The 25,364-nt window shown below is 68.1% G+C and carries 21 protein-coding genes and 6 pseudogenes; 19 read left to right on the plus strand and 8 right to left on the minus strand.

The features are described 5' to 3' along the window. Positions 1-186: 186 nt before the first annotated feature. The 4 genes from C7T91_RS19540 to C7T91_RS19550 form a co-directional block, all read right to left on the minus strand. Positions 187-2,589 (minus strand): calcium-binding protein, encoded by a 2,403-nt coding sequence (locus C7T91_RS19540; RefSeq protein WP_108260675.1) that lies wholly within the window; start codon positions 2,587-2,589, stop codon positions 187-189. 97 nt (positions 2,590-2,686) lie between these two features. Continuing rightward, on the minus strand, positions 2,687-2,887 hold the full coding sequence (locus C7T91_RS31745) for a hypothetical protein (protein ID WP_145962950.1): 201 nt from the start codon (positions 2,885-2,887) through the stop codon (positions 2,687-2,689). 932 nt (positions 2,888-3,819) lie between these two features. Then, positions 3,820-5,370 (minus strand): family 16 glycosylhydrolase, encoded by a 1,551-nt coding sequence (locus tag C7T91_RS19545; RefSeq protein WP_108260676.1) that lies wholly within the window; start codon positions 5,368-5,370, stop codon positions 3,820-3,822. Positions 5,371-5,511: 141 nt separating this feature from the next. Next, positions 5,512-6,360, minus strand: a complete 849-nt coding sequence (locus C7T91_RS19550) for an SH3 domain-containing protein (protein ID WP_108260677.1) — start codon at positions 6,358-6,360, stop codon at positions 5,512-5,514. Positions 6,361-6,522: 162 nt separating this feature from the next. Here C7T91_RS19550 and C7T91_RS19555 point away from each other — a divergent pair, with 162 nt between their 5' ends. Both C7T91_RS19555 and C7T91_RS19560 read left to right on the plus strand, forming a co-directional pair. After that, positions 6,523-7,074 (plus strand): hypothetical protein, encoded by a 552-nt coding sequence (locus C7T91_RS19555; RefSeq protein WP_145962951.1) that lies wholly within the window; start codon positions 6,523-6,525, stop codon positions 7,072-7,074. 5 nt (positions 7,075-7,079) lie between these two features. Continuing rightward, entirely contained in the window at positions 7,080-7,433 is a 354-nt protein-coding gene (locus C7T91_RS19560; protein ID WP_145962952.1) for a hypothetical protein, read from the plus strand. A gap of 13 nt (positions 7,434-7,446) precedes the next feature. Here C7T91_RS19560 and purU read toward each other — a convergent pair. Further along, positions 7,447-8,519 (minus strand): annotated as a pseudogene (purU, locus tag C7T91_RS39705) (formyltetrahydrofolate deformylase). Between purU and C7T91_RS37985 the strand changes: the two are divergent. Then, positions 8,510-10,345: a haloacid dehalogenase type II gene (locus C7T91_RS37985; RefSeq protein ID WP_269102236.1), complete on the plus strand. Its 1,836-nt coding sequence runs from the start codon at positions 8,510-8,512 to the stop codon at positions 10,343-10,345. The pseudogene purU and the gene C7T91_RS37985 overlap by 10 nt on opposite strands. A gap of 85 nt (positions 10,346-10,430) precedes the next feature. Then, positions 10,431-11,349 (plus strand): annotated as a pseudogene (gene yghX / locus C7T91_RS19575) (YghX family hydrolase). On the opposite strand, the gene C7T91_RS36270 reads toward yghX, so the two are convergent. Beyond that, positions 11,280-11,708 carry an SLC13 family permease gene (locus tag C7T91_RS36270; RefSeq protein WP_236638344.1) on the minus strand — a complete coding sequence of 143 codons (429 nt, stop codon included), beginning with the start codon at positions 11,706-11,708 and terminating at the stop codon, positions 11,280-11,282. The pseudogene yghX and the gene C7T91_RS36270 overlap by 70 nt on opposite strands. A gap of 15 nt (positions 11,709-11,723) precedes the next feature. Between C7T91_RS36270 and C7T91_RS36275 the strand changes: the two genes are divergently transcribed. After that, complete coding sequence (locus C7T91_RS36275) at positions 11,724-11,912, plus strand: hypothetical protein (RefSeq protein ID WP_236638345.1); 189 nt, start codon at positions 11,724-11,726, stop codon at positions 11,910-11,912. Positions 11,913-11,916: 4 nt separating this feature from the next. Here the strand turns inward: C7T91_RS36275 and C7T91_RS19585 are convergent. Further along, a pseudogene (locus tag C7T91_RS19585) lies at positions 11,917-12,237 on the minus strand (GNAT family N-acetyltransferase); the annotation flags it as partial. Between the two features lie 1,213 nt (positions 12,238-13,450). Beyond that, positions 13,451-13,651, minus strand: a complete 201-nt coding sequence (locus C7T91_RS19590) for a hypothetical protein (RefSeq protein WP_108260682.1) — start codon at positions 13,649-13,651, stop codon at positions 13,451-13,453. A gap of 451 nt (positions 13,652-14,102) precedes the next feature. On the opposite strand from C7T91_RS19590, the gene C7T91_RS19600 reads away from it, so the two are divergent. The 14 genes and pseudogenes from C7T91_RS19600 to C7T91_RS19660 all read left to right on the plus strand — a co-directional run bounded on the left by C7T91_RS19600 (position 14,103) and on the right by C7T91_RS19660 (position 25,334). Next, positions 14,103-15,257, plus strand: a complete 1,155-nt coding sequence (locus tag C7T91_RS19600) for a transporter substrate-binding domain-containing protein (RefSeq protein ID WP_108260684.1) — start codon at positions 14,103-14,105, stop codon at positions 15,255-15,257. Positions 15,258-15,359: 102 nt separating this feature from the next. Next, the gene (locus C7T91_RS19605; RefSeq protein ID WP_330848866.1) at positions 15,360-15,884 is read left to right on the plus strand and encodes an ANTAR domain-containing response regulator; all 525 of its coding nucleotides are present in this window, start codon (positions 15,360-15,362) and stop codon (positions 15,882-15,884) included. A gap of 432 nt (positions 15,885-16,316) precedes the next feature. Continuing rightward, positions 16,317-17,408, plus strand: coding sequence for a transporter substrate-binding domain-containing protein (locus C7T91_RS36280; RefSeq protein WP_330848858.1), 1,092 nt, complete (start codon positions 16,317-16,319; stop codon positions 17,406-17,408). A gap of 60 nt (positions 17,409-17,468) precedes the next feature. Then, positions 17,469-18,362, plus strand: coding sequence for an urea ABC transporter permease subunit UrtB (gene urtB / locus C7T91_RS19615; protein ID WP_108260685.1), 894 nt, complete (start codon positions 17,469-17,471; stop codon positions 18,360-18,362). A 1-nt stretch (position 18,363) separates the two neighbouring features. After that, a complete protein-coding gene (gene urtC, locus C7T91_RS19620) occupies positions 18,364-19,488 on the plus strand; it encodes an urea ABC transporter permease subunit UrtC (protein WP_108260686.1) in 1,125 nt (374 codons plus the stop codon). Further along, a complete protein-coding gene (gene urtD, locus C7T91_RS19625; protein ID WP_108260687.1) occupies positions 19,485-20,231 on the plus strand; it encodes an urea ABC transporter ATP-binding protein UrtD in 747 nt (248 codons plus the stop codon). Before urtC ends, urtD begins: the two co-directional genes overlap by 4 nt. After that, positions 20,228-20,926, plus strand: coding sequence for an ATP-binding cassette domain-containing protein (locus C7T91_RS19630; protein ID WP_236638346.1), 699 nt, complete (start codon positions 20,228-20,230; stop codon positions 20,924-20,926). The genes urtD and C7T91_RS19630 overlap by 4 nt, the downstream gene beginning before the upstream one ends. 181 nt (positions 20,927-21,107) lie before the next feature. Beyond that, complete coding sequence (locus tag C7T91_RS19635; RefSeq protein ID WP_236638347.1) at positions 21,108-21,566, plus strand: OmpA family protein; 459 nt, start codon at positions 21,108-21,110, stop codon at positions 21,564-21,566. A 94-nt stretch (positions 21,567-21,660) separates the two neighbouring features. Then, positions 21,661-22,290 carry an OmpA family protein gene (locus tag C7T91_RS19640; protein ID WP_108260690.1) on the plus strand — a complete coding sequence of 210 codons (630 nt, stop codon included), beginning with the start codon at positions 21,661-21,663 and terminating at the stop codon, positions 22,288-22,290. Next, a pseudogene (locus tag C7T91_RS19645) lies at positions 22,247-23,110 on the plus strand (serine/threonine-protein kinase); the annotation flags it as partial. The gene C7T91_RS19640 and the pseudogene C7T91_RS19645, both read left to right, overlap by 44 nt. Before the next feature lie 94 nt (positions 23,111-23,204). Next, positions 23,205-23,432: pseudogene (locus C7T91_RS36285) on the plus strand (IS110 family transposase); the annotation flags it as partial. Between the two features lie 174 nt (positions 23,433-23,606). Then, positions 23,607-23,999 (plus strand): IS110 family transposase, encoded by a 393-nt coding sequence (locus C7T91_RS36290; protein ID WP_236638348.1) that lies wholly within the window; start codon positions 23,607-23,609, stop codon positions 23,997-23,999. Between the two features lie 10 nt (positions 24,000-24,009). Next, positions 24,010-24,376 (plus strand): annotated as a pseudogene (locus tag C7T91_RS36295) (hypothetical protein); the annotation flags it as partial. A 223-nt stretch (positions 24,377-24,599) separates the two neighbouring features. Continuing rightward, entirely contained in the window at positions 24,600-25,334 is a 735-nt protein-coding gene (locus C7T91_RS19660; protein WP_161556010.1) for an IclR family transcriptional regulator, read from the plus strand. Positions 25,335-25,364 lie beyond the last annotated feature (30 nt).

Genomic DNA, 25,364 nt, shown 5'->3' on the forward strand with positions numbered 1-25,364 from the left:
CCGGTCCGCCAGTGGCACATTCATCCCATGCCCGATCCCGGTCGGGACGCCGGGCAAAGCGGCCAGCCTCCGCCCTGTGCTTGCCAGGTACGCTGCCGGCAGTACAGGGCCTTCCCGAAGCCAGGGACCTGCGGCCCTGCGGCACCGGCAAGGCAGGCCGGTGCCGCAGGGAGGCGCAGCGCGCGCTCAGAAGAGGAAGCTGTCCTCTCCGAGATCGGACAGCGACACCGACTTCAGGATGATCTGGTCGCCGGCCTCGCCGCCCTCGAGCGCCCCCGTGTCGATCACGGTTGCCCAGCCCTTGTCGCTCGCGACCGCCAGGACCGAGTCCAGATCGGTGCCGAAATCCGACAGGTCGAGCACATCCCGGCCCGCTTCGAAATCATGGACGAAGTCCTTTCCGTCGCCGGCCGCAAAGACAAAGGTGTCGCCCTCGCCGTCGGCTGCCCAGTTGCCGCCCCAGAGCTGGTCGTCGCCCGCCCCGCCGTCGATGGTGTCCGCGCCGGTGCCGCCGACGATCTTGTCGGCGCCGTCGCCGCCCGAAAGCAGGTCGTTGCCGCTGCCGCCGTCCAGGTAGTCCGCGCCGTCGCCGCCCGACATGGTGTCGTTGCCCGCTTCGCCGCGCAGGCTGTCATTGCCTGCCCCGCCGAAGACCAGGTCGTCCCCTGCCGCGGCCGAGATCTTGTCATTGCCGGCATCGCCCCAGAGACTGTCATTGCCGCTGCCGCCATTGATGTCGTCATCCCCGGCATTGCCGTGGATCTCGTCATCGCCCTCGCCGCCGCGCAGCGTGTCGTTCCCGCCCGAAACCAGCGTCAGCGTGGCCGCGCCCAGAAGCACGGAGGAATCGGTGACCGCCGCCTCCGCGGCGCGCGGATCGGACGCCCCGTCGGAATATTTGCCTTCGGGCGCCAGAGAGACGAATTCCAGATAGGCCTGGCCCGACGCCGCGTCGACATGCACCTTGTAGAGCGCACCCGTGTCGCCCGTCGATTTCGACAGGTCGTGGTTGCCGTCATCCAGCGCGGCATAGAGCGTGCCGTCGCGGCCGAGGAAGACCGAGCCGTATTCGCCCTCGGGCATGCCGCCCAGCATCTTGCCGCCGATCAGCGTGCCCGAGATCGCGATCTGGGTGATCACCGGGTCGCCGCCGGCCGCGACCTTGCTCACGTCCACCAGCACCAGCGCACCGTTGCGGCCGTCCTTGTTCGGCGAGGCGACGCCGTAGAAGACGTTGCGCGCCGCATCATGGGCCACGTCCTCGATCTTGCCCTTGAAGTCCGAGCCCTTGAACCGGAAGGCCGCATGGACCGGATTGCCGTCCGCGTCGAAGCGGTCGACATCGGTCACGGTGATCGTGTTGAGCGACTCGTCGAAGCTCCACAGGTTGCCCTGCCCGTCGAAATCGGCAACCAGATCGTCGCGGTAGCCTTCGCCGATGCGGTAGATCGCGCCGGTCGCGTCAATCATCACGATGTCGTCGGACTTGACCTTGTTGCCGAGCGCATCGTGCCCGCCGGTCTTGGCGATGCCGTAGATGAGCCCGTCCTCGCCGTTGAAGCCGATCGCGTTGAGCTTGAAATCAGCTTCCCGGCCGAGCCGCGCATGGCTGCCGGCTGCCACGTCATAGACATGGAGCTGGTCGTCGATCACATGGAAGAACTGCTCCTGGCCCGCCGCAAAGGCGGTGACGGTCACGGCGGTGCCGCCGATCTGCATCTCCCGCTCCAGCGGGGCAGCGGTTTCGGTCTGCAGGGTGCGGAAGCTCAGTTCGCTGCCGGCGCCTGCGGCCGCCACGTCGAAGCCGAAGGTCCGGGTCTCGGCAGTTGCTTCGACGGTGCCGATGGCCTGGCCGTTCCAGAATACCTCGACCATGGCGGCGGACCCGCCGGACGCAGGGTTGACCGCGAGATCGAAGGACAGCGCATAGGTTTCCCCGGCCACCGTCGCCGCGGATTGCGAGACGGTCTGGTAACCGTTCGCGGCCGCCATGGTCCAGCCGCCGGCCTGCGCCAGCGCGCCGAAGCCGAGCGGCGCCGCGGCGCTGCCGGCAAGCAGGTTTCCGCCCGCGTCGTCGCCGAAGATCACGTCATTGCCGGCCCCGCCATTGATGATGTCCGCGCCGAGGCCGCCCTCGGCATAGTCGTCGCCATCTTCGAGATTGACGGTGTCGTCGCCCTTGCCGCCGAAGGCGCGGTCGTTGCCGGAGCCCGCATTGACGATGTCGTTGCCGCTGCCGGCGAAGAGGCTGTCATTGCCGCCATTGCCCAGCAGCACGTCATTGCCCGCGCCGGTGACGATCACGTCGTCGAAATCCCATTCCGGCCCGTGGACAGAGTGCGCGCCGGTCACCGGCGCGTAGACCCATTTGCTGCCGTCATAGGACCATTCGGACCCGACCATGTCGCCCGCCGCGAGGTCGTTGCCGGCACCGGTCGAGATGGTGTCGTTGCCCTGCAGCCCGTTGACCTTGTCGGCCGTGTCGGCGGACTCGTCGAGGCGCTCGCCGAACGGTGCTTCGAAGCCGTCGGCGATGGTGTCGTCAAGGCTGGTGCCGAGGAATTCGGTGGAGGACGGGGTCGCGGGCATCTGTTTCTGGCTCCGGGAAAATACGCACCGATTGAACGGCGTACCTGTGACATGGCCGGCTGGACATGCAGCCGGACCTGCGATCTATCCGCAGGGGTCACATGGCGCGAACCAAATTAGGTATAGCAAACAATCCGAAAGGATAGTTTCCTTGATTTATGTGGCAATACTGTCCCGCAGCCGCACCTTCAGATTGCAGGCTCCAGAACGACTTCTCTCCAGAGGCGCGCGCGCAGCTGCCCGGCGCGGACAGCGGCAGCCGCACCAGGGCATCGGCCGCGGAAACAAGCCCGGCCATGAGCATGGTCCGCCGCCCAATGAGGTATCTTGAAACCTCCGATTCGCGGCCGCGGCAGCTCCGGACCCTGCGCCGACTGGGACCGGAGACAGCTTCCGCGCGGAACTGGCTGCAGGATGTCCGGGCGGCCCGGTGCCGGACGGAAAACCTGGAACGGTCCCGGCCGGCACCCGCGCGGCAGGCCTCCCTCCGTGCCCTGCCGCGCACCTGTCGGTCCGCGGGTGCCAGGCCTCTCCCGGGCCGAAAGGCGGGAGCCCACTTTGCCCCCGCTGCGCCATTGCGCGGCACTGGCCGGGGAGCGGCCGAGACCCTGCATCTTCTTCGGAGCCGCCATGCGGGATGCCGAGGGTCGCTGGCGGCTGGCCGCACGGTATCGCCGAGGCCGGAAACCCGTCCCGCTTCCGGCGGAAGGGGATGCCGGCGCCGGGTGCGGCCTCAACCGGCAAGCGCACAAGGAAGCCGGTTCGGCGGGGGGTACTCACCGCCGCCACGGGGCAGGGAGGACCGGCGCGGCCTCTGGCATGCGCCGCGCCGGCCCGCTGCGGCAAGGAACCGGGCCGGACCAAGTCGATATGGCGGGACATGGCAAGACCGCATGCGCCGGGGCGGGCGCACGCATCCTGTCCCCTCTGCGGACATCCCGATCTGCCTGGCATCACGATGCGCGGCAGGACGAGGGCCGTACTCTCCAGTTCCGGAGCGGAAGGCGCTGCTCTGCACTGCAGGAGGCACGGGCAGGCCATCACGGGAGGACTCGCCGGGCCGCAGGCGAAATCGCCGGCAGGCTGGGCGACGCCCCGATCCGCCCCGGTCACAGCCACGGCCCGGGGCCAACACCCCCAGCGCATGGCAGGCCAGGAAAGAGCGGGCCTCACCCGCACCTCCATGGCCTGCCTGCCGGGAACCGTGGCCGGCGGCTGGCGCGCGCCGGATCAGGCGAAGAGGAAACTGCTGCTGTCCAGATCCTGGATCGCGACATCGGCCAGGTACACGACATCCCCGCCGGAGCCGCCGAGCGCCTGCAGATCCAGCCGGACCGCCCAAGTCTGATCGCTCAGCGCCGATTGGGTGGCGGTCCAGTCCGTATTGAAGGCGCTCAGATCGATCACGTCGATGCCGGCTTCGAAATCATGGATGTAGTCGGTGCCGCTGCCGTCAGAGAAAACGAAGCTGTCGCGGCTGCCATCCGCCCCGTAGGGACCGCCCCACATGTGGTCGGTCCCGGCACCGCCCTCGAGCGTGTCCGCGCCGGCACCGCCGATCAGGTGATCGTTGCCGTCATTGCCGTAAAGGACATCGTCGCCGTCCTGGCCGAAGATCCGGTCGTCGCCCGGTCCGCCCGAAAGGCTGTCATCCCCGTCCTTGCCGTAGAGCGTGTCATTGCCCTCGAGCCCGTTGATCAGATCGCCGAAATGCGACCCGTTGATCGCCTCCGAGGCGCTGCTGCCGACATCGGGGCCGGCGGGCACGAAGGTCGCGGACAGTTGCTCGGGATTGCGGTCCGGATCGCTGTCGAGCTCGTAGACGCGCACGTAGTCGATGCTCAGCCCGTCGGAGAAATCCGTGGTCGCATCCGGATCCGATGCCCAGCCGCCGACCGCCAGGTTGATGATCAGGAACATGTCCTCGGTCACCGTGTTGTCGGCCTCGCGGATCATCGCGCCGTCGTAATACCACTGGATCGTGTCGGCATCCCAGAACAGGCCGTAGGTGTGGAACCCGTCCCCCGCACCGGTATCCGTGACATAGTCGGCATTCGGCGAGCCGTCGTCCCAGACATTGGTGTGCAGCGTGCCTGCATCCTCGCCGAGGATCTCGAAGATGTCGATCTCCGCGGACCAGTCGCCGTCGGCGGGCATCAGCCAGAAGGCGCTCCAGAAGCCGGTCTGGTCCGGGACGTCGGCGCTGATCTCGATATAGCCGGAGGACGTGCTGAAGGTCATCTCGGTCGAGATCAGGCCCGAGACGTAATCGAGGCCGCCGGTCAGCTGCTGCTGCGTCTGGTCAAGTTCGGAGGCATGGATCGTGAGGACGCCCTCGCTCAGCGTGAAGGGGCTCGGCAGCCCGGCCATGTCCTGATCGGCATAGTATTGCAGCTCGCCATTGGCCGCAATGGTCCGGGTGTCGTCCAGATGCGGCGAGAAAGAGGTCGCCCAGATGCCGCCGCTGCCGAACCCGGTCCAGAAGGAGACGGTGGAGCCGTTGAACTCGTCGGCGAAGGTCAGGACATAGCTGTCTCCGTTGATCGTGATGCCCTGCGAAGACGTGGAGTAGGCCATCATGTAGGTGGCCGGGGCAAGCAGGGCTTCGCCGGAGCTGCCGTCTCCGGCAGGGGCGCCCGTCCGCGTTCCGGAGGCAGCCCGGCCAGTGCCCTGTCCGAAAATGGACGAATGGATCAGAACCGCCTCGGGGATGGTGCTGAAATACAGGATGCGGGCCGCCTCGAGGGCGGGGTCGACGGGGGTCACGATAGTGTCGGTCATCGTACGGCTTCCATGAGGGGAGGGGTAGCTAAGCACCTCAAGATACCCTTGCGTTATGATTCGCGATCACAGAATCGTATTTCCGCGTAAAGTTTCCGTGCGCTGCATCAAGCCGGCCGCATTTTTCGCCTTTGGCAGGCGTCACTCCCCGTAGCCGCGGGTCAGAACGGCATCGGCATGGCGCAGCGCCTCTTCCAGCGCGCCGCGCCAGAACGGCCAGTCATGCCCGCCTTCGGTCACCCGGAACCGGTGCCGCAGCCCGGCATCGCGCAGCGCGACATGAAGCGCCGCCGTGCCCTCGAAGAAGGGATCATCCGCGCCGATGTCGAAATAAAGCCGCGGAACGCGACGGAAGCGCGCGGCATCGGTTCCGGCGGCCAGGGTCTCCGGCCGCAGCGCCTCCCATGCCGCGTTTGCCCGGTCGCCGCCTTCGAGCCCGTAACCGAGCACGCCGCCATAGCGGCTTTCGTATCCCTCCGGCGACAGCGACAGGAGCTGCGCATCCGTGCGGAAGGCCGCGCTGAGCGCAGCGGCGCCGGCGAAGCGGTCCGGGGCGCCTGTCACCTCCGGCTGCCAGGAGGGGCTGCTGCTGCCGCTGCCGCCCTGCGGCGGCCAAGGGGAATCCCTGTCCCAATGCGGTGCACCGTCCCGTCCGGGCCGTTCGTCCGTCCATCCGCCGCGGTCGGGCCAGTTCCGCCCGGGCCGGCCGCGGTCTTGCTCGACCTCTTCCGCGAAGGCGGCGTTGAGCCAGCCCTCGACCTTTCCGCCGCCGCGCCGCACGGCGACCAGCAGCCAATTGCCCCGGCTTTGCAGCACCGGCAGCTCGTCGCCCTTGTAGACCGTGGCAACGGCGGGAAATCCGGTGCCCGGGCCTTCGCGGATGGCGATCTGCACGGGCTTGATCCGCACGCTGTCGCCGCGTCCCTGGGCGCCGGCAGGCGCGGCGAGGGCAAGGCAGGCGAGAAAGAGGGCGAGGCACAGGCGGATCATCCCTCCTGCCTAGGACGGCGGGGTTAAGGAGTCCCTGACGGCATCCGCGGCGGCGGGAACGGAAAACCCTGCGGCAAGCGGGGGAGGCCGTGCTAGCCTCCGCGCCATTCGGATCTCCGGCGGCGCGCTGCCGCGCGGAAGCAAGCGGGGAGGCCTGTGCGCATGAGATTGAACATCATTTCCTGGAACATCCGGCATTTGCGTTTCGACAAGGTCGAGGACTTCATGGACGAGATCCTCGACCAGACCGCGGAGGGGCACATCCTGTTCTTCTACGAGAACAAGCAGAGCAACGACATGGGCCGGGACTTCGTGGATATTTTCGAGCACGGCCTGACGCCCCGCGCGGCGGCGAACGGCGACATGCGGCGCGAATGGGGCGGCTACCGCTACCAGGTTGGGACCGGAGAATTCGTCTGGATCGTCTATTCGAAACGCGTCGACCACCCGACGAAGCACGGCACGGTGAAGACTTTCCGGCTGGATCTGGCGGCCCAGCACCAATGGGACGCCGAACTCCACCGGCTCGGGCTGGAGGCGCTGAAGGCCTGCATGATCGATACCGTGCGCTTCGACCTTGCCTTTGGCCGGGCCGAATTCCGGATCCCGGCGGTCGTGCATTTCAACCTGACCAACATGACGGCTCGACCAGGGTGCTGCGGGTCGCGGGCTGGCATGCGCCGGGGCCGGCCAAGGGCTCGGCGCCGCTGCTGAACCAGGTGTTCCAGGCCAGGCTGCATGGCGATCTGGACCTGTTCCTGGGCGATTTCAACATGACCGGACTGGACCGCAGCGGCACGCCGGTCGACACGCCGATGACGCTGTTCCGGACCGGGCAGTCGACGACCATCACCGGAACCGGGCCGGTGCCGCACCAGGAGGGGCTGGACCTCGTCTATGCCGGGACCAGCATCCGGTCGCCGGGCGCGGTGGTCGACGGCGTGGCGCTGGGGCGCGCGCAGACCTCGGTGATCCCCTTCCCGATGTCGCCGGGCGGGACGCCGTTCGGCCATGACTACATGTACCGGCTGTCGGATCACCGCCCGGTCCTGGTCGAGCTGACCGGGCTGTGACCGCGCGCGGGGCTCAGCCCATGCGTTCGGAGGCGTAGCCGCCCGGCGAGGCGGGGAAGACCACCGTCTTGTTGCCGTTCAGGAAGACCCGGTGGTTGATATGGGCATGCACGGCGCGGGCCAGCACCTGGGCCTCGACGTCGCGTCCGAGCGACACGTAGTCGGCCGCCGACTGGGCATGGGTCACCCGCACGGTGTCCTGCTCGATGATCGGGCCCTCGTCGAGATCGGCGGTCACGTAATGCGCCGTCGCCCCGATCAGCTTCACNGCCGCGCTGGTAGGCCTGCTTGTAGGGGTTCGCGCCCTTGAAGGANCGGCAGGAACGAGTGGTGGATGTTGATGATCCGGCCCGACATGGTCCGGCACATCTGGTCCGACAGGATCTGCATGTAGCGCGCCAGCACCACCAGGTCGGTCCCGGAGCGCTCGATGATGCGCATGATATGCGCCTCGGCCTCGGGCTTGTTCTCTTTCGTCACCTCGATGTGGTGGAAGGGGATGTCGTGGTTCACGACCACCTTCTGGTAGTCCATGTGGTTGGAAATCACGCCGGTGATGTTCACCGGCAGCCCGCCGATCCGCCAGCGGTAGAGCAGGTCGTTCAGGCAGTGGCCGAAGCGGCTGACCATGACCAGCATGTTGGGCCGCTCGTTGCCGTCGAAGAATTCCGGCTCCATGGAGAATTCCGCCGCGACCGGGGCGAAGGCGTCGCGCAGCGCCGGGAGCTGGGCGCCGGTTTCGGAGACGAAGCTGACCCGCATGAAGAACTTGCCGGTCTCGGGATCGTCGAACTGGGCCGAGTCGGTGATGTTGCAGCCATGCTCGGCCAGGAAGGTGGCAATGGCGGCGACGATGCCGCGGCGCGACGGGCAGGTGACGGTGACGACGAAATCGGTCATGGCGCTTCTCCGTGGGGAATGGCTCCGGGTTACTCCGTTCCCGCCCAGCCTGCCATAGCCAATCCGGACGGTTTGCGGTCCGGGCGCGACATCTCCTTCGGGACGATTACAGAAATCCTGACTCGCCTTGGGGGCGGGACTCGCCGAGGCTTCCCTTGGGAAAAGGGGTATGGGCCATGGCAACATTCTATCTGTTCGGAAACTCGCAGGCGCAGCGGACGCTGAACGCGGGCGAGGTCGGTTTCGTGGCCGAGGGCGCGAGCCTGGCGCTGCAGGACGACGCGGTTGTGGTCAACGGCAATGCGGATCTGGCGATCTTCGGCACGGTGTTCAGCGGCGACGACAACGGCATCAACCAGCAATCGGCGCAGTTCCGGCTGACCGTCGGTGCGACCGGGCAGCTGGTCTCGCAATCGCTCTACGGGCTCTATTCGCGCTTCACGAGCCTGCTGACCGTCGAGAACGCGGGCTATGTCTCGGGCTACTACTACGGGCTCTACGGCCGGGTGACCGACGATTTCGGCAATGTCTATGTCACCAATTCGGGCACGGTCTCGTCGGTGGTCGGTTCGGCGGTGCGGCTCCAGCCGGGCAGCGCCAGCGCCTATGTGACCAACAGCGGCACGATCATCGGCTATACCGGCATCCAGATCGTCGGCGATGTCTCGCAGATCACCAACAGCGGCACGATCTCCGCGGTCGGCGAACCCGGCGGTTTCGGCTGGGCGATCTCGGGCGGCAGCGCGCGCGATGCGATCGGCAATTCCGGCACGATCCTCGGCCGGGTTTCCACCGAGGGCGGCGATGACGAGATCCGCAACACCGGCAGCATGCAGGGGGTAGAGACCGGGGAGGGGGCCGACCTGCTGAAGAATTCCGGCGGCATCCTGGGCGATGTCGGCATGGGCGATGATGCCGACCGGTTCCGCAATGCCGGCACGGCCGGGGAGGTCGATCTGGGCAATGGCAGCGACAGCTATGACGGCCGCGGCGGCATGGCCGGGGCGGTCGCCGGCGGAGAGGGGGCCGACACGCTGATCGGCGGCGAGGGAGAGGATGCCTTCGACGGCGGTTCCGGAGCCGACCTGCTGCGCGGGCGGCAGGGCGATGACAGCCTCGAAGGCGGCGGCGGCGAGGGGCCGCAGCGCGCGCCGTCCGGTGCAGGCGCTTGCAGAGCCGGGCTGCGGCGTGCATCTGTCGGCGATGGAGGCCGTGCCGCCCGCGCCCCGTGGACCGGCCGGCCCAATGACCGACGCAACGATGTGCCAAGAGCGAGTGAGAGACCGATGACCCTGCGTGACTACAAGATCCTGACCTTCGACGTCTACGGCACCCTGATCGACTGGGAAACCGGCATGTTCGAAGGCCTGCGCCCGCTCTTCGAGCGGCTGCCCGAGCAGCCGTCCCGCGACAAGGTCCTGGAAACCCATGCCTTCCACGAGAGCACCCAGCAGGCGCTGACCCCGGCCATGCCCTACAGCCGCCTGCTGGCCACGGTCTACCGCCGCATCGCCGAGGACTGGGGCCTGCCCGTGACCTGGGCGGAATGCGAAACCTACGGCAATTCGGTGGAATACTGGCCCGCCTTCCCCGACAGCGCCGCATCGCTGCAATACCTCAAGGCGCATTACAAGCTCGCGGTGCTGTCGAATGTCGACGCCAGGAGCTTCGCCCATTCCAACGAGAAGCTCGGCATCACCTTCGACCATGTCTACACCGCCGAGGATATCGGCTCCTACAAGCCCGCCGACCGCAATTTCGACTACATGATCTCGCAGCTCGGCCGCCTCGGCTACGGGAAGGGCGACATCCTGCATACCGCGGAAAGCATGTTCCACGACCACCAGCCCGCCAACCGGCACGGGCTGACCTCGGCCTGGATCTACCGCCGCCACGACAAGGACGGCTTCGGCGCGACGATGAATCCCGGCGAGATGCCGCACTACGACTTCCGCTTCAACTCGATGGCCGATCTGGTGCAGGCGCATCAGAAGGAACTGGCGGAGACCTGAGGGACGCGGGGCCTTCCGGGACGCGGGAGATATGCTAGCCTTCGGCTGCGGGGCCTGCCGGTGCCGCAGCCAAAGGGAGACCCAGATGACCCGGACCACTGCGACGCCCCGGATGACGGCGGCGGATTTCGACCAGAGACTGCTGGACCTCTACGACTACTATGCCCATGGCCGCATCACCAAGCGCGAGTTCCTCGACCGCGCGGGCCGCTATGCGGCGGGCGGCGTCGCCGCGGCGGCGCTGCTCGACATGCTGAGCCCGGACTATGCGCTGGCCCAGCAGGTGAGCTTCAACGATCCCGAGATCTTCGCGGAATACATCGACTATGACAGCCCGGTCGGCCATGGCAGCGTCCGCGGCTACCTGGTGAAGCCCGCTGCCGGGGGCGTGCCGGCCGAGGGCCCTCTGCCCGCCGTGCTGGTGGTGCACGAGAACCGCGGTCTGAACCCCTATATCGAGGACGTGGCGCGGCGGCTGGCCAAGGCCGGCTACATGGNCGCTGGCGCCCGACGGGCTGAGTTCGGTCGGCGGCTATCCGGGCAACGATGCCGAGGGGCGCGAGCTGCAGCGAAGCGTCGACGGCGGCAAGCTGATGAACGACTTCTTCGCCGGGTTCGAGCATCTGATGGGCCGCCCCGACAGCACCGGCAAGGTCGGCTGCACCGGCTTCTGCTATGGCGGGGGCGTGTGCAACGCGCTGGCCGTGGCCTATCCCGAGCTTGCCGCCTCGGTGCCCTATTACGGGCGGCAGGCGGCGGCGGAGGACGTGCCGCGGATCGAAGCGCCGCTGCTGCTGCACTATGCCGAGCTCGACACCCGCATCAACGAGGGCTGGCCGGCCTACGAGGCGGCGCTGAAGGCCCATGGCAAGACCTACGAGGCGCATGTCTATCCGGGCGTGAACCACGGCTTCCACAATGACAGCACGCCGCGCTATGACGAGGCGGCGGCCGGGCTCAGCTGGCAGCGCACGCTCGGCTGGTTCGCGCAGCACCTCGCCTGAGCGCCGCGCGGCCCGGCCCGCTCCATGGTCTGGCGCTCGGGCAGCAGGCGCGGCGCCGCGACGGCAAGGAACAGCGCGCCGATCGCGGCGACGCAGAGCCCCAGCGGCGCGACCTCGAAGAGGCCGAAGGGCGCAAGGCCCAGATCGCGCGCCATGCCGTCGACCAGAAGGTTGGTCGAAGTGCCGATCATCGACACCGTGCCGCCGAGGATCACCATGAAGGAGAGCGGCATGAGGAGCTTCGACGGCGTGCTGCCGACCTGCCGGGCCAGCGCGGCGGCCACCGGGATCAGCACCATGACCACCGGCGTGTTGTTGACCAGCGCCGACGCCGCAGCGGCGGCCGAGAAGAAGAGCACCACCGCCAGCCGCGGATGGCGGCCCGAAAGGCGGCCGAGCCCGGCGGTCAGCGCCTCGAGATGGGGCTCGGGGACCGCGGCCGGATCGCGCCGGGGCTGCGCGCCGATCTGGTTCTGATCGACTGGCCCGAAACCGGCACGCCGGTGATCCGCCGGACCATCGCGGGCGGGCGCACCGCCTATCTGTCGGAGCCGCGCGGCTGAGGCCTCAGAGGCAGCGGGTGACCTCGCCCGCAACGCCCAGCCAGGCGCCCTCCTGCAATTCGATGCCGAGCACCCGCTCGGGGTTAGTGGGCGGCGGCATTTCGACGCCCTCGAGCTTGGCGAAGCCGAAGCGGCTGTAATAGGGCTCGTCGCCGACCAGCATCACCCGGTGCCAGCCGAGCGCGCGGGCCTTCTCGATGCTGGCGGTCATCAGCAGCGCGCCGAGCCCCTCGCCCTGCCGGGTCGGGTGCACCGCCACGGGGCCGAGAAGCAGCGCGCGGGTGCCGCCGACCAGCACCGGCCAGTAGCGGATCGCGCCGGTCAGCCAGGCACAGCGTCGATGACAGCAGGGTCATGACGAACTCGGCCGCGGTGTTCGCACATCATCAACGGTTGCGAGCATGACGGGCGGCCTGTTGCGCCATGCAATCCGACATGGAGGGGCTGCATCGGCCCCCCTGATGCGCCGGGACTGGAGGCCGGATGGAACCGGAGATGTTGGCGGCCCGGACCCCGGGGCCGCATCGGGACCTGTGCCGGCTGCTGCATCCGGCAAGAGAGTCTGCGGAAAAGTCCCGGGAAGCAGTGCCTGCCGGCAGCGAATGCCCGGGAAAAGCCCTGAAGGACCGCCTCCGGGCGCAGCAGGACCAAGTCCTGCCACGCATGTTTGCCGTTATTTTCTGGCATGTGCCTTTGAACAGAGGCTAGGCAGCCTGTTCCGCCGCGGTCCAGCAAAATTCCGGCCAGCACCACGGCACGAAAAGCCGATACTCGACCTCTTCCCCTATGCCCAGAACCCCCAGGCCAAATACGACGGCGGCTGCGCGAGCCATCGCCGGCGGAAAGTCCGAGGGGCACCCCTCGCAACTCGGCGCAACTCGGCGCCAGTCCTTGAGGCGGCCGAACAGGCATTCGATCCGGGGACGGCGCTTGCACCGCCTCTTGCCATGCGGGATTGCCACCTTGCGGCACCGCCCCGACGGACTGCAAACCTTTATGTTCAATGCTTCCAACGCATTGCGAACCCGATCGGCGTTCGCCATGCCGCTCGCCCCATGGCGCGGCGTGGCTCGGCAGCCGCGGTCCGCGATCAGCCACCCCGTCTCCGGCTGCGACGCCGGCAGGGATGCTGCGCCCCTGCCGCCGCTCGCCTGGCCCGCCGACAGGGGGAAGCGGATCGGATGCCCCAAACGGCCGGTTGCGGCGCGCAGCTTCGAGCCCATACCTCCCCTGGCCGACCCGATCAGCCGTCCGCGCCCCGTTTTTGACCCGGAGGCCGGACGCCATCCGGCGGGACTTGGGGAAGGTCGCATCTATCATGACGGTCCTCGTGTCCCGGCCTTCGCAGGCCAGGCCGTCCATGATGCAGGCAGGCACCCCCATCCGGCTCCGGTGGAACCAACGGTTGCAGAGGGTTTCCGGGGCCATCCCCGCGCCACGGTTTCCTTCACCTGTGCGGGCCATGTTCAGCGGGCGCGTCGTGCCACCTCAAGTCGTTGCGAATCATAAAAGTCCCGAACCACGAGGACCGATAAAACTCAATGGGTCCTGAGCCTAGGGCAAACCGCGGCGTTGCTGCATTTTCCGGGCGCGAGGCGTGAGACCTGCGCCAAGGCGGCTTCGGCCAGCGCCTCGGCGGTGAAGCGGCCCGAGGCCAGCCCGTCGCGGATTGCGGCGATGGTCAGCCCGCCCAGCATCTCGGGCAGGATTGCGTCGGTCGGTTCGAGCGTCTCGCTCATCTCAGGGGTCCTTTCCCGGCGCCGGGCACGGCGCCGCCCTTGCCGCCGGAGCGCGCTCCGGGGCCTGTCGGTCGATATGGAAGCCGCGGGCGCAGGGCCCGCAAACGGGACACGGCGCAGGGGATCGCGGCAGGAAATGAAGGGGCTGACAGCGCTGTCAGGGGGCCATGAGGCCCGGGAATGCCGCATCGCGGGATGCGGGCTTCCGGTGGCCCGGGACGGCTGCCCAGGGGACCGGAACGGGGCGATCCTGCGCCGCCGCCCCGGGCCGGTCAAGATCGAAAATGAAATGCCGCAGGGCAGCGAAGGGATTTGACATCCGCCCCGGCTTGGCCTTTTCTCGGGGCGAAGAACCTTGAGCAGGGCGGCTCTCTTCCGGTCATCGGCGACCGGACGGGGCCGCCTTTTGCGTTTTGGACCCCCTTTTGCTTTCGAACGATGGGATGATGACTTGACCACCGAGGATACCTGGCCGATCGGCGTCGTGATGTCCGAGACCGGCGTGACCGGCATGATCGAGAAGACGCAGGTCGAAGCCGTCAGGCTGGCCGTGGCCGAGATCAACGCGGCGGGCGGGGTGCGCGGCCGCAGGCTGGCACCGGTCTACCGCGACCCTGCCTCGACGCCGCGGCTCTACCGGTCCCAGGTGCTGGAGCTGTGCCGCGACCACGGCATCAAGGTGATCTTCGGCGGCCACATGTCGAGCACCCGCAAGGCGATGCTGCCGATGGTGGAGGCGCAGAACGCGCTGATGTTCTATCCGACGCTCTACGAGGGCTTCGAGTATTCGCGCCACTGCATCTATACCGGCGCGGCGCCGAACCAGAATTCGGTGCCGCTGGTCGACTATCTCTACGCGACGGTCGGGCGGCGGCTGCTGCTGATCGGCTCGGACTATGTCTATCCCTACGAATCGAACCGCATCGTCGGCGACCTGTTCCGCTCGCGCGGCGGCGAGGTGGCCGACGAGATCTACGTGCCGCTCGACCTGCGCGCCGAGCATGTGGCGCGGCTTCTCGACCTGATCCGCGAGACCCGGCCGGACGTGATCTACTCGACGCTGGTCGGCGACGGCATCGTGCGCTTCTACGAGGCGTTCCGCGAGGCGGGCTTCGATCCGGCGGAGCTGCCGATCGCCAGCCAGTCGACCTCGGAGGTGGACGTGGTGCGGATGAAGCCCGGCACCGCCGAGGGCCATGTGATCGCCGCGCCGTTCTTCGATTCGCTCGACACGCCCGCGGCGCGCGGCTTTGCCGAAGCCTTCCGCGCGGCGACCGGCGGCACGCTGCCGCTGACCGCGCCGGCCGAGGCCGCCTATTTCTCGGTGCATCTCTATGCCCGCGCGCTGGCGCTGGCCGGAGATGACGGGATCGACCGGCTGCTGCCGGCGCTCTACGAGGTCGAGTACGACGCGCCGCAGGGCCCGGTGCGGGTCGACCGGCTGACCAACCACACCCATCTGTGGCCGCGGGTCGCGCGGATCCGAGAGGGAAAACCCTACGAGATCGTTAGCAATCCGCTGCGGCGCGTGCCGCCGGATCCCTATCTGATCGACATTGCCGACGGCGAAGAGGCGGCGCCCGATGCCGTCCCGGCGCTGTTCTGAGGAGGCCGCCCATGTCTTCGGCCTTCCTCAAGGAGCTGCGCAACCTCTCGGTCGTCGTGATCCATCCGATGGACGAGGAGGGCACCGCGCTGACCNGACCACCTGCGCCGGATCGGTTGCCAGCCGCAGCTGATCTGGCCGGTGCCCGAGCGCCTGCCGGACCGCACCGACATCCTGATCCTCGCCATCGAGGACCATGCCCGCGAGGACCTGCGCCGCTTCCTGCGCACGCTGCCGAACCCGGCGCCGACCCTGCTGGCCATCGTCGGCTACGAGAACCCCGCGACGCTGCAGCTGGTGCTGGAAAGCGGCGCGATGGCGGTGCTGAGCCGTCCGATCAAGCCTTTCGGCCTGCTCACCAACCTGGCGATCACCCGCAATGTCTGGAAGCAGAACCAGCAGCTGGCCCGCGACGCGCGGCGCTTCAAGCGCAAGGTGATGGGCGACCAGATGGTGCTGCGCGCCAAGACCATCCTGATGGCGGGCGAGGGGCTGAACGAGGACGAGGCCCATCGCGAGCTGCGCGCCCGCGCGATGAAGCGGCGCATCGCCATCGAGATCATGGCCCGCGAGCTGGTGGAGATGCACGACGCCGCCATCCCCGCGGGGCCGGGCGGAAAAACTTGAGGCCGGCCCGGCAAAGGGCCTTGTCCTCGGGCCGGGCCTTGCGCTAGCCTTCCTGCATTCCGGTCTGGTCCCCAGCATTGGCCATCAGTCCGGAGGCGCCGCAAGGCGCCGCCCCATAGGCAAAGACGCCCGCACCGGTCCCCCGCAGGGACCCTGCGGGCGTTTTNGCGTTTCGACAGCGTTGTCGGCTTCCAATCCATCGTTCCGCGCCCGAGCGCCCGGTCTCCCGCATGATGCGGGCCGGTCCCCTGCGCGCGTCCAACAGGGACAGAAAAATGAAACTGAACCGCCGCTCCTTCCTGACCACCACCGCAACCGCCGGCGCCGCGCTGGCCGCGCCGGGCTATCTGCGCCGGGCCATGGCCTCGGGCGATCCGATCAAGGTCGGCGCGCTCTATTCCCAGACCGGCGGCCTCTCGGTCGTCGNAGAAGATGCTGGCCGCGGGCGTGCGCATGGCCGCCGAAGAGATCAATGCAGCGGGCGGCGTCGCGGGGCGCCCGATCGAGGTGATCGTCGAGGACGGCGCCTCCGATCCCAAGACCTATGCCGAGAAGGCGCAGAAGCTGGTGATCCGCGACCGCGTCTCCACCGTCTTCGGCTGCCACACCTCGGCCTCGCGCAAGGCGGTGCTGCCGATCTTCGAGCGCCGCGGCGCAATGCTGTTCTACCAGACCCATTACGAGGGCTTCGAATGCTCGCCGAACGTGGTCTATTCGGGCGCCGTGCCGAACCAGCAGCTGGGCAACTACATCCCCTGGATCCTCGAGACGCTGGGCAAGAAGAAGGTCTTCATCGTCGGCTCGAACTACGTCTATCCGCGCGAGATGGCGAAGGTCTCGAAGGGGCTGATCGAGGCCGGCGGCGCCGAATGGGTGGCCGACGAATATCTCGAGCTCGGCCATTCCGAATGGGCGGTGATGGTCAACAAGATCAAGGACTCGGGCGCCGACGTCGTGCTGTCGAACGTGGTCGGCGACTCGATCATCTCCTTTTACCGCGAATTCATCAACCAGGGCCTCAGCCATGAGGAGATCCCGATCTGCGCGACCGTGACCTCCGAGATCGAGATCGCCGCGATGGGTCCGGAATACGCGGCCGGCAGCTACACTTCCTTCCCGTATTTCCAGTCGCTCGACACGCCCGCCAACAAGAGCTTCATCGAGCGCTACCGCGCCTTCGTCGGCGATCCGGCGGCCACCACCTACCACTCGCTCGAAGCGGCCTATTTCCAGGTCTTCCTGTGGAAGCAGGCGATCGAGAAGGCGGGCGACACCTCGGTCGAGGCGATCCGCGAAGGTATCCGCGGCCAAGAATACGCGGCCCCGGGCGGCACCGTGAAGATCGACGGGGACAACCTGCATTGCTGGCTGACCCCGCGCATCGGCCAGTGGCAGGCCGACGGCCAGACCAAGATCGTCGACGAGTACGACGCGCCGATCAAGCCGCTGCCCTATGCCGCCTACGGCGAGACCGCCGAGAACCTGTTCTGCACCCGCGAAGGCCTCGACAGCTCCAAGCTCTGAGCCCCCTCCGCCCGCATCCCGGCGGGGTGCGGGCCCCCTCGTGACAAGGAGACCGTTGACGTGGTCGACATCCTGTTCATCGGGCTGAGCCTCAGCTCGATCCTCCTCCTGGTGGCGCTCGGCCTGGCCGTGACCTACGGCGCCATGGGGATCATCAACATGGCCCATGGCGAAATGGTCATGATCGGCGCCTATACCGCGGTGATGGCCAATATCTGGCTCGGGCTCGGGCTGATCGCCGCGATTCCGCTGGCCTTCGCCGTCACCGCGCTGGCCGGGCTGGCGATCGAGCGGCTGGTGGTGCGCCGCCTCTACGGCCGGCTCCTCGACACGCTCCTGGCCACCTGGGGCATCGCCATCCTGCTGCAGCAGGCGATCCGGCTGGAATTCGGCCTCAGCTTCTTCGGCATCCACATCGCGGGCCTCGGCTCGGGGCTGCAGAACGTGCCGGTGCCGGGCGCGCTGCAGGGCACGGTCCAGATCCTCGGCCACGACTTCAACGCCTACCGCATCTTCATCGTCGCGATGACGCTGATCTTGGCGGCGGCGACCTGGGCGGTGATGTACCGCACCGCGCTCGGCATGAAGGTCCGCGCCATCATCCGCAACCCGCAGATGGCCGCGGCCTGCGGCATCGACGTCCAGCGCACCAACGCGCTGACCTTCGCGCTCGGCTCCGGGCTGGCGGGCGTCGCCGGCGTGCTGATGGCCGGCTTCAAGACCGTGGCGCCGGACATGGGCGCGACGCTCGTGGTCGACGGCTTCATGGTGGTGGTCACCGGCGGGGTCGGCAGCCTCCTGGGCACGGTCGCGGCCTCGGGCCTCCTGGGCGAGTTCAACGCGCTCGTCGCGATGGCAACCAACGACATCCTCGGCCGCGCCGCGGTCTTCGCCGTGGTGATCGGCGTGATCCTCCTCAAGCCCGCCGGGCTCTTCACCTTCAAGGGGCGCTGACATGGCCGGTCTCTCCAACTACCGTTTCTGGGCCTATGCGGGGCTTGCCGTCCTGCTCCTGGCGCTGCCGCTCGTCGGCGACGAATTCTGGCTGAACCGCGTCGCAAAATACCTCTGCTACGGCATGCTCGGCGCTGCCGTGGCGCTGACCTGGGGCTATGCCGGGGTGCTCAATCTCGGGCAGGGCCTGTTCTTCGGCATCGGCGCCTATGCGATGGCAATGTCGCTGAAGCTGCAGAGCTACACCTCGCTGCAGCAGGGATCGGACACGCCGGTTCCGGACTTCATGCTGTGGAACGCCCAGCCGGGCGCGCCGACCGACCTGTGCTGCATCACGCCCGGCTCGTGGATCTGGCTGCCCTTCCAGTGGCAGTGGACCGGGGTGATCGTGGCCGTGATCCTGCCCGCGGTCCTTGCCGGAATCATGGGCCGGATCATCTTCGGCCAGCGCATCTCGGGCGTCTTCGTGTCGATCATCACCCTGGCGCTGGTGCTGCTGGTGCGTCTGGTGGTGACCGACGCGCAGCCGCTGACCAACGGATTCAACGGGCTGACGGATCTGGGCTGGCTCACGGTCTTCAGCCATGAATTCGACCCCTATGCCAAGGGCACCTACTATCTCGTCGCGGTGGCGCTGATCGCGGTGCTGGCGGCGGCGCGCATCCTGGTGGCGACGCGGGCGGGCACGATCCTGCAGGCGACCCGCGACAGCGACACCCGCGCGCTCTATCTCGGCTATGACGTTCCGGCCTACCAGACCTTCTTCTTCGCCGTTTCCGCGGCTATCGCGGGGCTGGCCGGGATGCTCTATGTCATCGTCTCGGAATTCGCCTCTCCCTCGTTCCTCGAGCTGTCCTTCTCGATCACCATGGTGGTCTGGGCGGCGGTCGGCGGGCGCGGCTCGATCCTCGGCGCGGCCGTGGGCGCGATCCTGATCAACATGATCGAGGCCCGCGTTTCCGAGACCGAGGCGCTGGTCGAAGCCTGGAAGGCGATCATCGGCATCCTCTTCGTGGTCACCGTCATCTACCTGCCCAAGGGCCTGTCGGGGCTCGCCCATGACGGGATGGCGCGGCTGCGCGCCCGCCGCCCGTCCTTCCAGCTGAAAGAGGAGGCCGGGCAATGACCGCTGCCTTGACGCTCGACGGGCTGGCCGTCGATTTCTCGGGCTTCCGCGCGGTGGACGGCGTGTCCATGGCGGTGGAGCAGGGCGAGCTGCGCGTGCTGCTGGGCGCCAACGGCGCCGGCAAGACGACGCTGATGGACCTGATCTCGGGCAAGACCCGCGCCACCGAGGGCAAGGTGCTGGTGCAGGGGCGCGACGTGACCGGCCTGCGCGAACACCGGATCGCCCGCGCGGGGGTGGGGCGCAAGTTCCAGATTCCTTCCGTATTCTCGGGCCTCACCGTGCGGCAGAATCTCGAGGTCGCGCAGTCCAAGCGCCCCTCGGTCTGGTCGAACCTGCGCTTCGCCCTCGGCATGTCCGAGAAGGCGCGGCTCGCCGAGGTGCTGGAGCTGATCGGGCTCGGGGCCGAGGCGGAGCGCGAGGCCGGGCTCCTGAGCCACGGCCAGACGCAATGGTTGGAGCTCGGCATGCTGATGATCCAGGACGCCTCGGTGATCCTTCTGGACGAGCCGACCGCGGGGATGACCCAGGGCGAGACCGCCAAGACCGCCGAGATCATCAACCGGCTGAAGGGGCGGCACACGCTCCTGGTGGTGGAACATGACATGGCCTTCGTGCGCGACATCGCCGAGCGGATCACGGTGCTGCATCTCGGCCGGGTGCTGGCCGAGGGCAGCGTCGCCTTCATCGAGAACCATCCGGAGGTGAAGGCCGCCTATCTGGGCAAGCAGGGGATTGCATGATGCTGGAACTGGTCAATCTGGACGGCTATTACGGCCGCTCCCGCGCGCTCGAGGGCATCGACCTGAAGATCCCCTCGGGCGAGATCACCGGCATCGCCGGCAGGAACGGCACCGGCAAGACGACGTTGCTGAAGACGATCATGGGCATGACCGAGGCGAAGCGCGGCCAGGTCCTGATCGGCGGGCAGGACTATGCCGCGCGCGCCACCCATGAGCGGGCGCGGGCCGGCATCGCCTATGTGCCGCAGGGCCGGGGGATCATCCCCGAATTCACCATCCGCGAGAACATCCTGATGGGCGGATTCGCGAACCGCGCCGGACGCCGCGAGGTCCCGGCCATCGTGCCCGAGCTTTTCCCCTATCTCGCCGCCAACATGCACCGCCCCGGCGGCGTGCTGTCGGGCGGGCAGCAGCAGCAGCTGGCCATCGCGCGGGCGCTGGCGGCGGAGCCGGACATCGTGCTGCTCGACGAGCCGAACGAGGGCATCCAGCCCTCGATCGTCGAGGAGATCGAGGCGGTGATCCTGCGCATGCGCGACGAGATGGGGCTGACGGTGATCCTGGTGGAGCAAAATATCGGCTTCCTGCGCCGCGCCGCCAGCCGCTTCGCCATGCTGGAGAAGGGCCGGATCGCCTGCACCGGGCCGATCGCCGAGCTGACCGACGAGGTCGTCGAGACCTACATGACGATCTGATCCCGGCAGGGGGGCTCCGGCCCTCTGCAGCCTGCCTGCGCGGCCCTGCCGGTTCCGGCGGGGCCGCGGTCCGGTCTTCCGCCTGTCTGCTTGCCGTTGGCAGCTTCCGTGCATGAGGACGCGGTACTGCAGGAGTGCCGCTGCGGCCCAGCGGCGGACCGCAACCGGATCCCGCCGCGCCTTGCCTTGCCGCCCGGAGCATCCGTGCCGCAACCTGGCCGTCCCTGCCGCGCCCGCCAGCGCCGCGCTGGAGGCGCAGGGCGATTTCTCGCTGGAGGCCTGCACCGGCCGGTTCGAGATCCTGTCGCGCACCGACAACATCTCCTTCGAGTCGGGCTCGGCGCGGCTGCGCCCGGCCTCGTTTCCGCTGCTCGACCAGGTGGCCGACATCGTCAACCGCTGCCCGGGGCTGAACATCCTGATCGCGGGCCATACCGACAGCACCGGCGATGCCGGGCTCAACCAGCGCCTGTCGGAAAGCCGCGCGGCCTCGGTGGTGGACTACCTGCTGGGCAAGGGCGTGGGGCAGGGGCGGATGGCCTCGGCGGGCTATGGCGAGGACCGGCCGGTGGCCGACAACGCGACCGCCGAAGGGCGCGCCCGCAACCGCCGCATCGAGTTCTCGGTGGAGGGCGGATGAGCCGCGCGCCGGGCAACGCCGGCCGTGGCAAAGCCGTTGTTCCGCTGGGTCAGCTGATATACGATTCCGCCAAACCGAGGAAGGGAGGGTCCCGATGCTGAGGACTGCAATACACGGCCTGGGAGTCGGACTCCTCGGTCTTCTCGTGGCTCTGGGGCCGGCCGCAGCCCAGCAGGGCGATGCCAGCGATCTGAGCGCCGAGGAGCTGGAGGCGATCTTCGAGAAGCAGAAGACCCGCGGCTTGGTGCTGGTCCAGCCGGACGCGCCGGCCGTCGGGGCCGGAACCGCGGGCGGCACCACCGTCACCGCCGCGGAGGAAGCGCCTGCCGCGCCCGCCATCGGCACGCCCGCGGCCGAAACCGCGCCGACCTATGTGGCGCTGGCACCCGAGGAGCAGGTCAATATCCAGATCCGCTTCGATTTCGACAGCGCCGCGCTGCGCGAGGACCAGAAGCCGAAGCTCGCCACGCTCTGCCAGGTGATGCAGAAGATGGATACGGTGGCGTTCCGGGTGGTCGGCCATACCGATGCCTCCGGCTCCGCCAGCTACAACGAGCAGCTCTCGCAGCTGCGCGCGGCAGAGGTGAAGCGCCACCTGGTCAATGACTGCGGCATCGCGGGCGACCGGCTGGAGGCGGTGGGCGTGGGCGAGGGCTTCCCGCTCGAGGATCTCGACCCGAATGCCGACGAGAACCGCCGCGTGGAATTCCAGGCGCTCAGCTGAGCCCGGTCCAGAGGAGCCGCCAGGCGTGTCCAGTCCCGGCCGGGAGACCGGCGATATCTTCGAGGCAGGCGACCTGCTGAACAACACCTACCGCATCGTGGCGCTGCTCGGGCGCGGGGGCGTGTCGGAAGTCTACAAGGCGCGCTCGGAAATCTCGGGCCGCGTCGTCGCGGTCAAGGCGCTGCGGGCGGAATTCGCCCGCGACGAGGATTTCCTGTCGCTGATGACCCGCGAGGAAGATGTCCGCGAGATCCGCCATGACGCGGTGGTGCGCTATTTCGATGCCCAGCGGATGGCCGACGGGGTGGTCTATCTCGTCATGGACTATGTCGAGGGGCCGGGCATGGATGCGCGGCTCAAGGCGGGGGGCATGTCGGCCGAAGAGCTGATGGTTGCCGGGCTGCGCATCGCCGAGGGGCTGGCGGCGGCGCATGCGCGCAACATCGTCCATCGCGACCTGTCGCCCGACAACATCATCCTGCGCGGCGGATCGCCCGCCGAGGCGGTGATCATCGATTTCGGCATTGCCAAGGACACCAATCCGGGCGCCGAGACCATCGTCGGCGACAAGTTCGCCGGCAAATACGCCTATGCCGCGCCCGAGCAGCTGGCCGGCAAGGCCGATCCGCGCACCGACATCTATTCGCTGGGCGCGCTCCTGCTGGCGACCTTCCGCGGGCAGAAGCCCGAGATCGGCCGCAATCCGATGGAGGTGCTGGAGCGGAAGCGCGCGCCGCTCGATCTGGCAGGCGTGCCCGAGCCCCTCGGCCGCCTCCTCGCCAAGATGACCGCGCCCGAGCCCGAGGACCGGTTCCAGAGCGCCGAGGCGCTGGTCGCGGCCTTCCGCGATCCGTCGTCGGTGCCGCCGGTGGCGGGCCCTGATCCGATGGCTGGGCAAGGCACCGGCGGCGCGCATCGCCTTCGCGCCCGCCGGCCCGCATCACCGGGCCTTCGAGGCGGCGCTTTCGGGCAAGTTTCCGCTCGCAAAGGTCAATCCCTTGCAGGCCCGGCGCTTCGCCGAGGCCTGCGGTGCGCAAGCCAAGACCGATGCCGTGGATGCGCGCAACCTGGCCCGCATGGGCGCGGCCCTGGCCCTCGAACCAGATGCGCCTGTGCCGCCGGACCTTCAGGTTCTCAAGGAGTTTCAGGTTGCGCGACGCGCCCTGATCACCGAGCGGACCCGGTTGCGCAACCGCAGCCATGTCCAGATTCACGCTCCGGCGAAGCGCCAGCCCGCGAAACGGCTGGCCCTCGTCGAGCGCCAGATCGCGGAACTTGATGCCGGGATTGCCAGGCTGATCGCCGAAGACGGCACCATGGCCCGCAATCGAGAGATCCTGTGCTCCATTCCCGGCCTCGGCCCTGTCGCGACGGCGCTGATCCTGACCTTTCTGCCCGGGATCGGAAGGCTCGACGGAAAGCAGGCCGCAAGCCTCGCGGGCCTTGTCCCCTTCAGCCGCGAATCCGGCCAGTGGAACGGCAGGTCCTTCATCCGCGGGGGGCGCAAGCCGTTGCGCGATGCGCTCTGCAGGCCTGCCGCCGTCGCGATGCGCTACAACCCTGACCTCAAGGCCAAGTACATCCAGCTCCGCGAGGCCGGGACACCCGCAAAGCTTGCCATAGCCGCGCTCATGCGAACGCTCCTGCGCGCCGCCAGCGCGCTGGCGAAAGCCGACAGGCTGTGGACCTCAAAAGCCGCTTGCGAATGACGGATACTCACTCCCGCCGAGGCGGACTGCGAGGCCCTGGAAGCCGGATACGGCCGGAGCTCTCTTGCGAAACGAGATCCTGCGAGCGTCGAAGCACCTGCGCCGGGTGCTGTGGCGGAACTGGAGCGGGTATCATCGCCGCAGCAGGGTGGAGGCGAAAACGAACTGGTTTAAGCTGCTTGGCCAGCGGCTGATGTCCGTTCGGCATCGGCATCGGCCTCGGACCGATGGCAGCGCGATGCCTCACCCTCGACCGCCAGATGGCAGAGGTCCATATCCGCGTCATTCGCGGCTGCGCCCGGACCAATGGCGCTTGCCGCTCATTCCTCAACCGCTTCACCGCCCTCGGCATCCCGGTCACCGTGGCCCTGGGGTAAGTGTGTCCGGGGAAAGGGGGACTGCGGTCGCCAGCTGATTTGTCCAACAACGCCTCAACTGCAAGTACCTCCGGCCGCTTGCCGAGATGCACATTCCCGCGGCGATTTGCGCGGGCTCATTGCCGTAAGGCTCGCAAATCGGCGGACACGGCTTGACAGGAGCGGAATGAGGCACCCATGCTCCAAAAATCGGATGCAATAACCGAATATCGGATAAATGACAGTGGACATCAGCCTTTCTGCCGGCAAGGCCATCCTGGTTTTCAAGGCCATCTGCGATTTCGGTCGCCCCTGCACGGTGACCGAGGTGGTCGACGTCGTCGGCTATCCGCGCACCGTGACGGTGCGGATGCTCGGAACGCTCGAACATCACTCGCTCGTCGAGCGCGATGCGCCTTCGGGGCGATATTCGGTAAGCCCGATGATGCTGCACTATGTTCACAAGGCGCTGGCTTCGAACCCGGTGCTGAGCCGGGTCGAGCTGATCCTGCGCGAGATCGTGGACCGGACGCAGGACACGGCGCTCTTCATGATCCGCAGCGGGCGCCAGGCGCTCGTGATAAACCGGATCGAAGGCTCGGCGCCGGTTCGCGTTCTCGCCTCGGAAGTGGGGATGGAGCTGCCCCTGCATTGCGGGGGTGCCCCTCTGACGATGCTCGCCTACTCCAGCGCCGAAGATATCGATGCGTATCTCGCTGGCCCGCTCGAGAAGCGCACGCAGAAAACGGTGACCGATCCGGCGGCGATACGGGCGCGCATCGCCGAGGTGCGCGCCGCAGGCTTCTCGGTCGGGGACCAGGACATGTTCGACTACGTGGTGGGCGTCGGCGCGCCGATCTTCGACAGTCACGGAGCGCTCGCAGGGGCCGTAAGCGTCGGCAACATCACTCAGCGATATACGCCCGAGCGTGTGCAGGAGGTGGGCCGCATCCTTTCGGACACTATCGCGAAGTTCTGAAGCGCCAAGACGGAGGGGCAGGTTGATGGC

The sequence above is a fragment of the Mangrovicoccus ximenensis genome, from assembly GCF_003056725.1.
In the GTDB taxonomy this organism is placed as follows: domain Bacteria; phylum Pseudomonadota; class Alphaproteobacteria; order Rhodobacterales; family Rhodobacteraceae; genus Mangrovicoccus; species Mangrovicoccus ximenensis.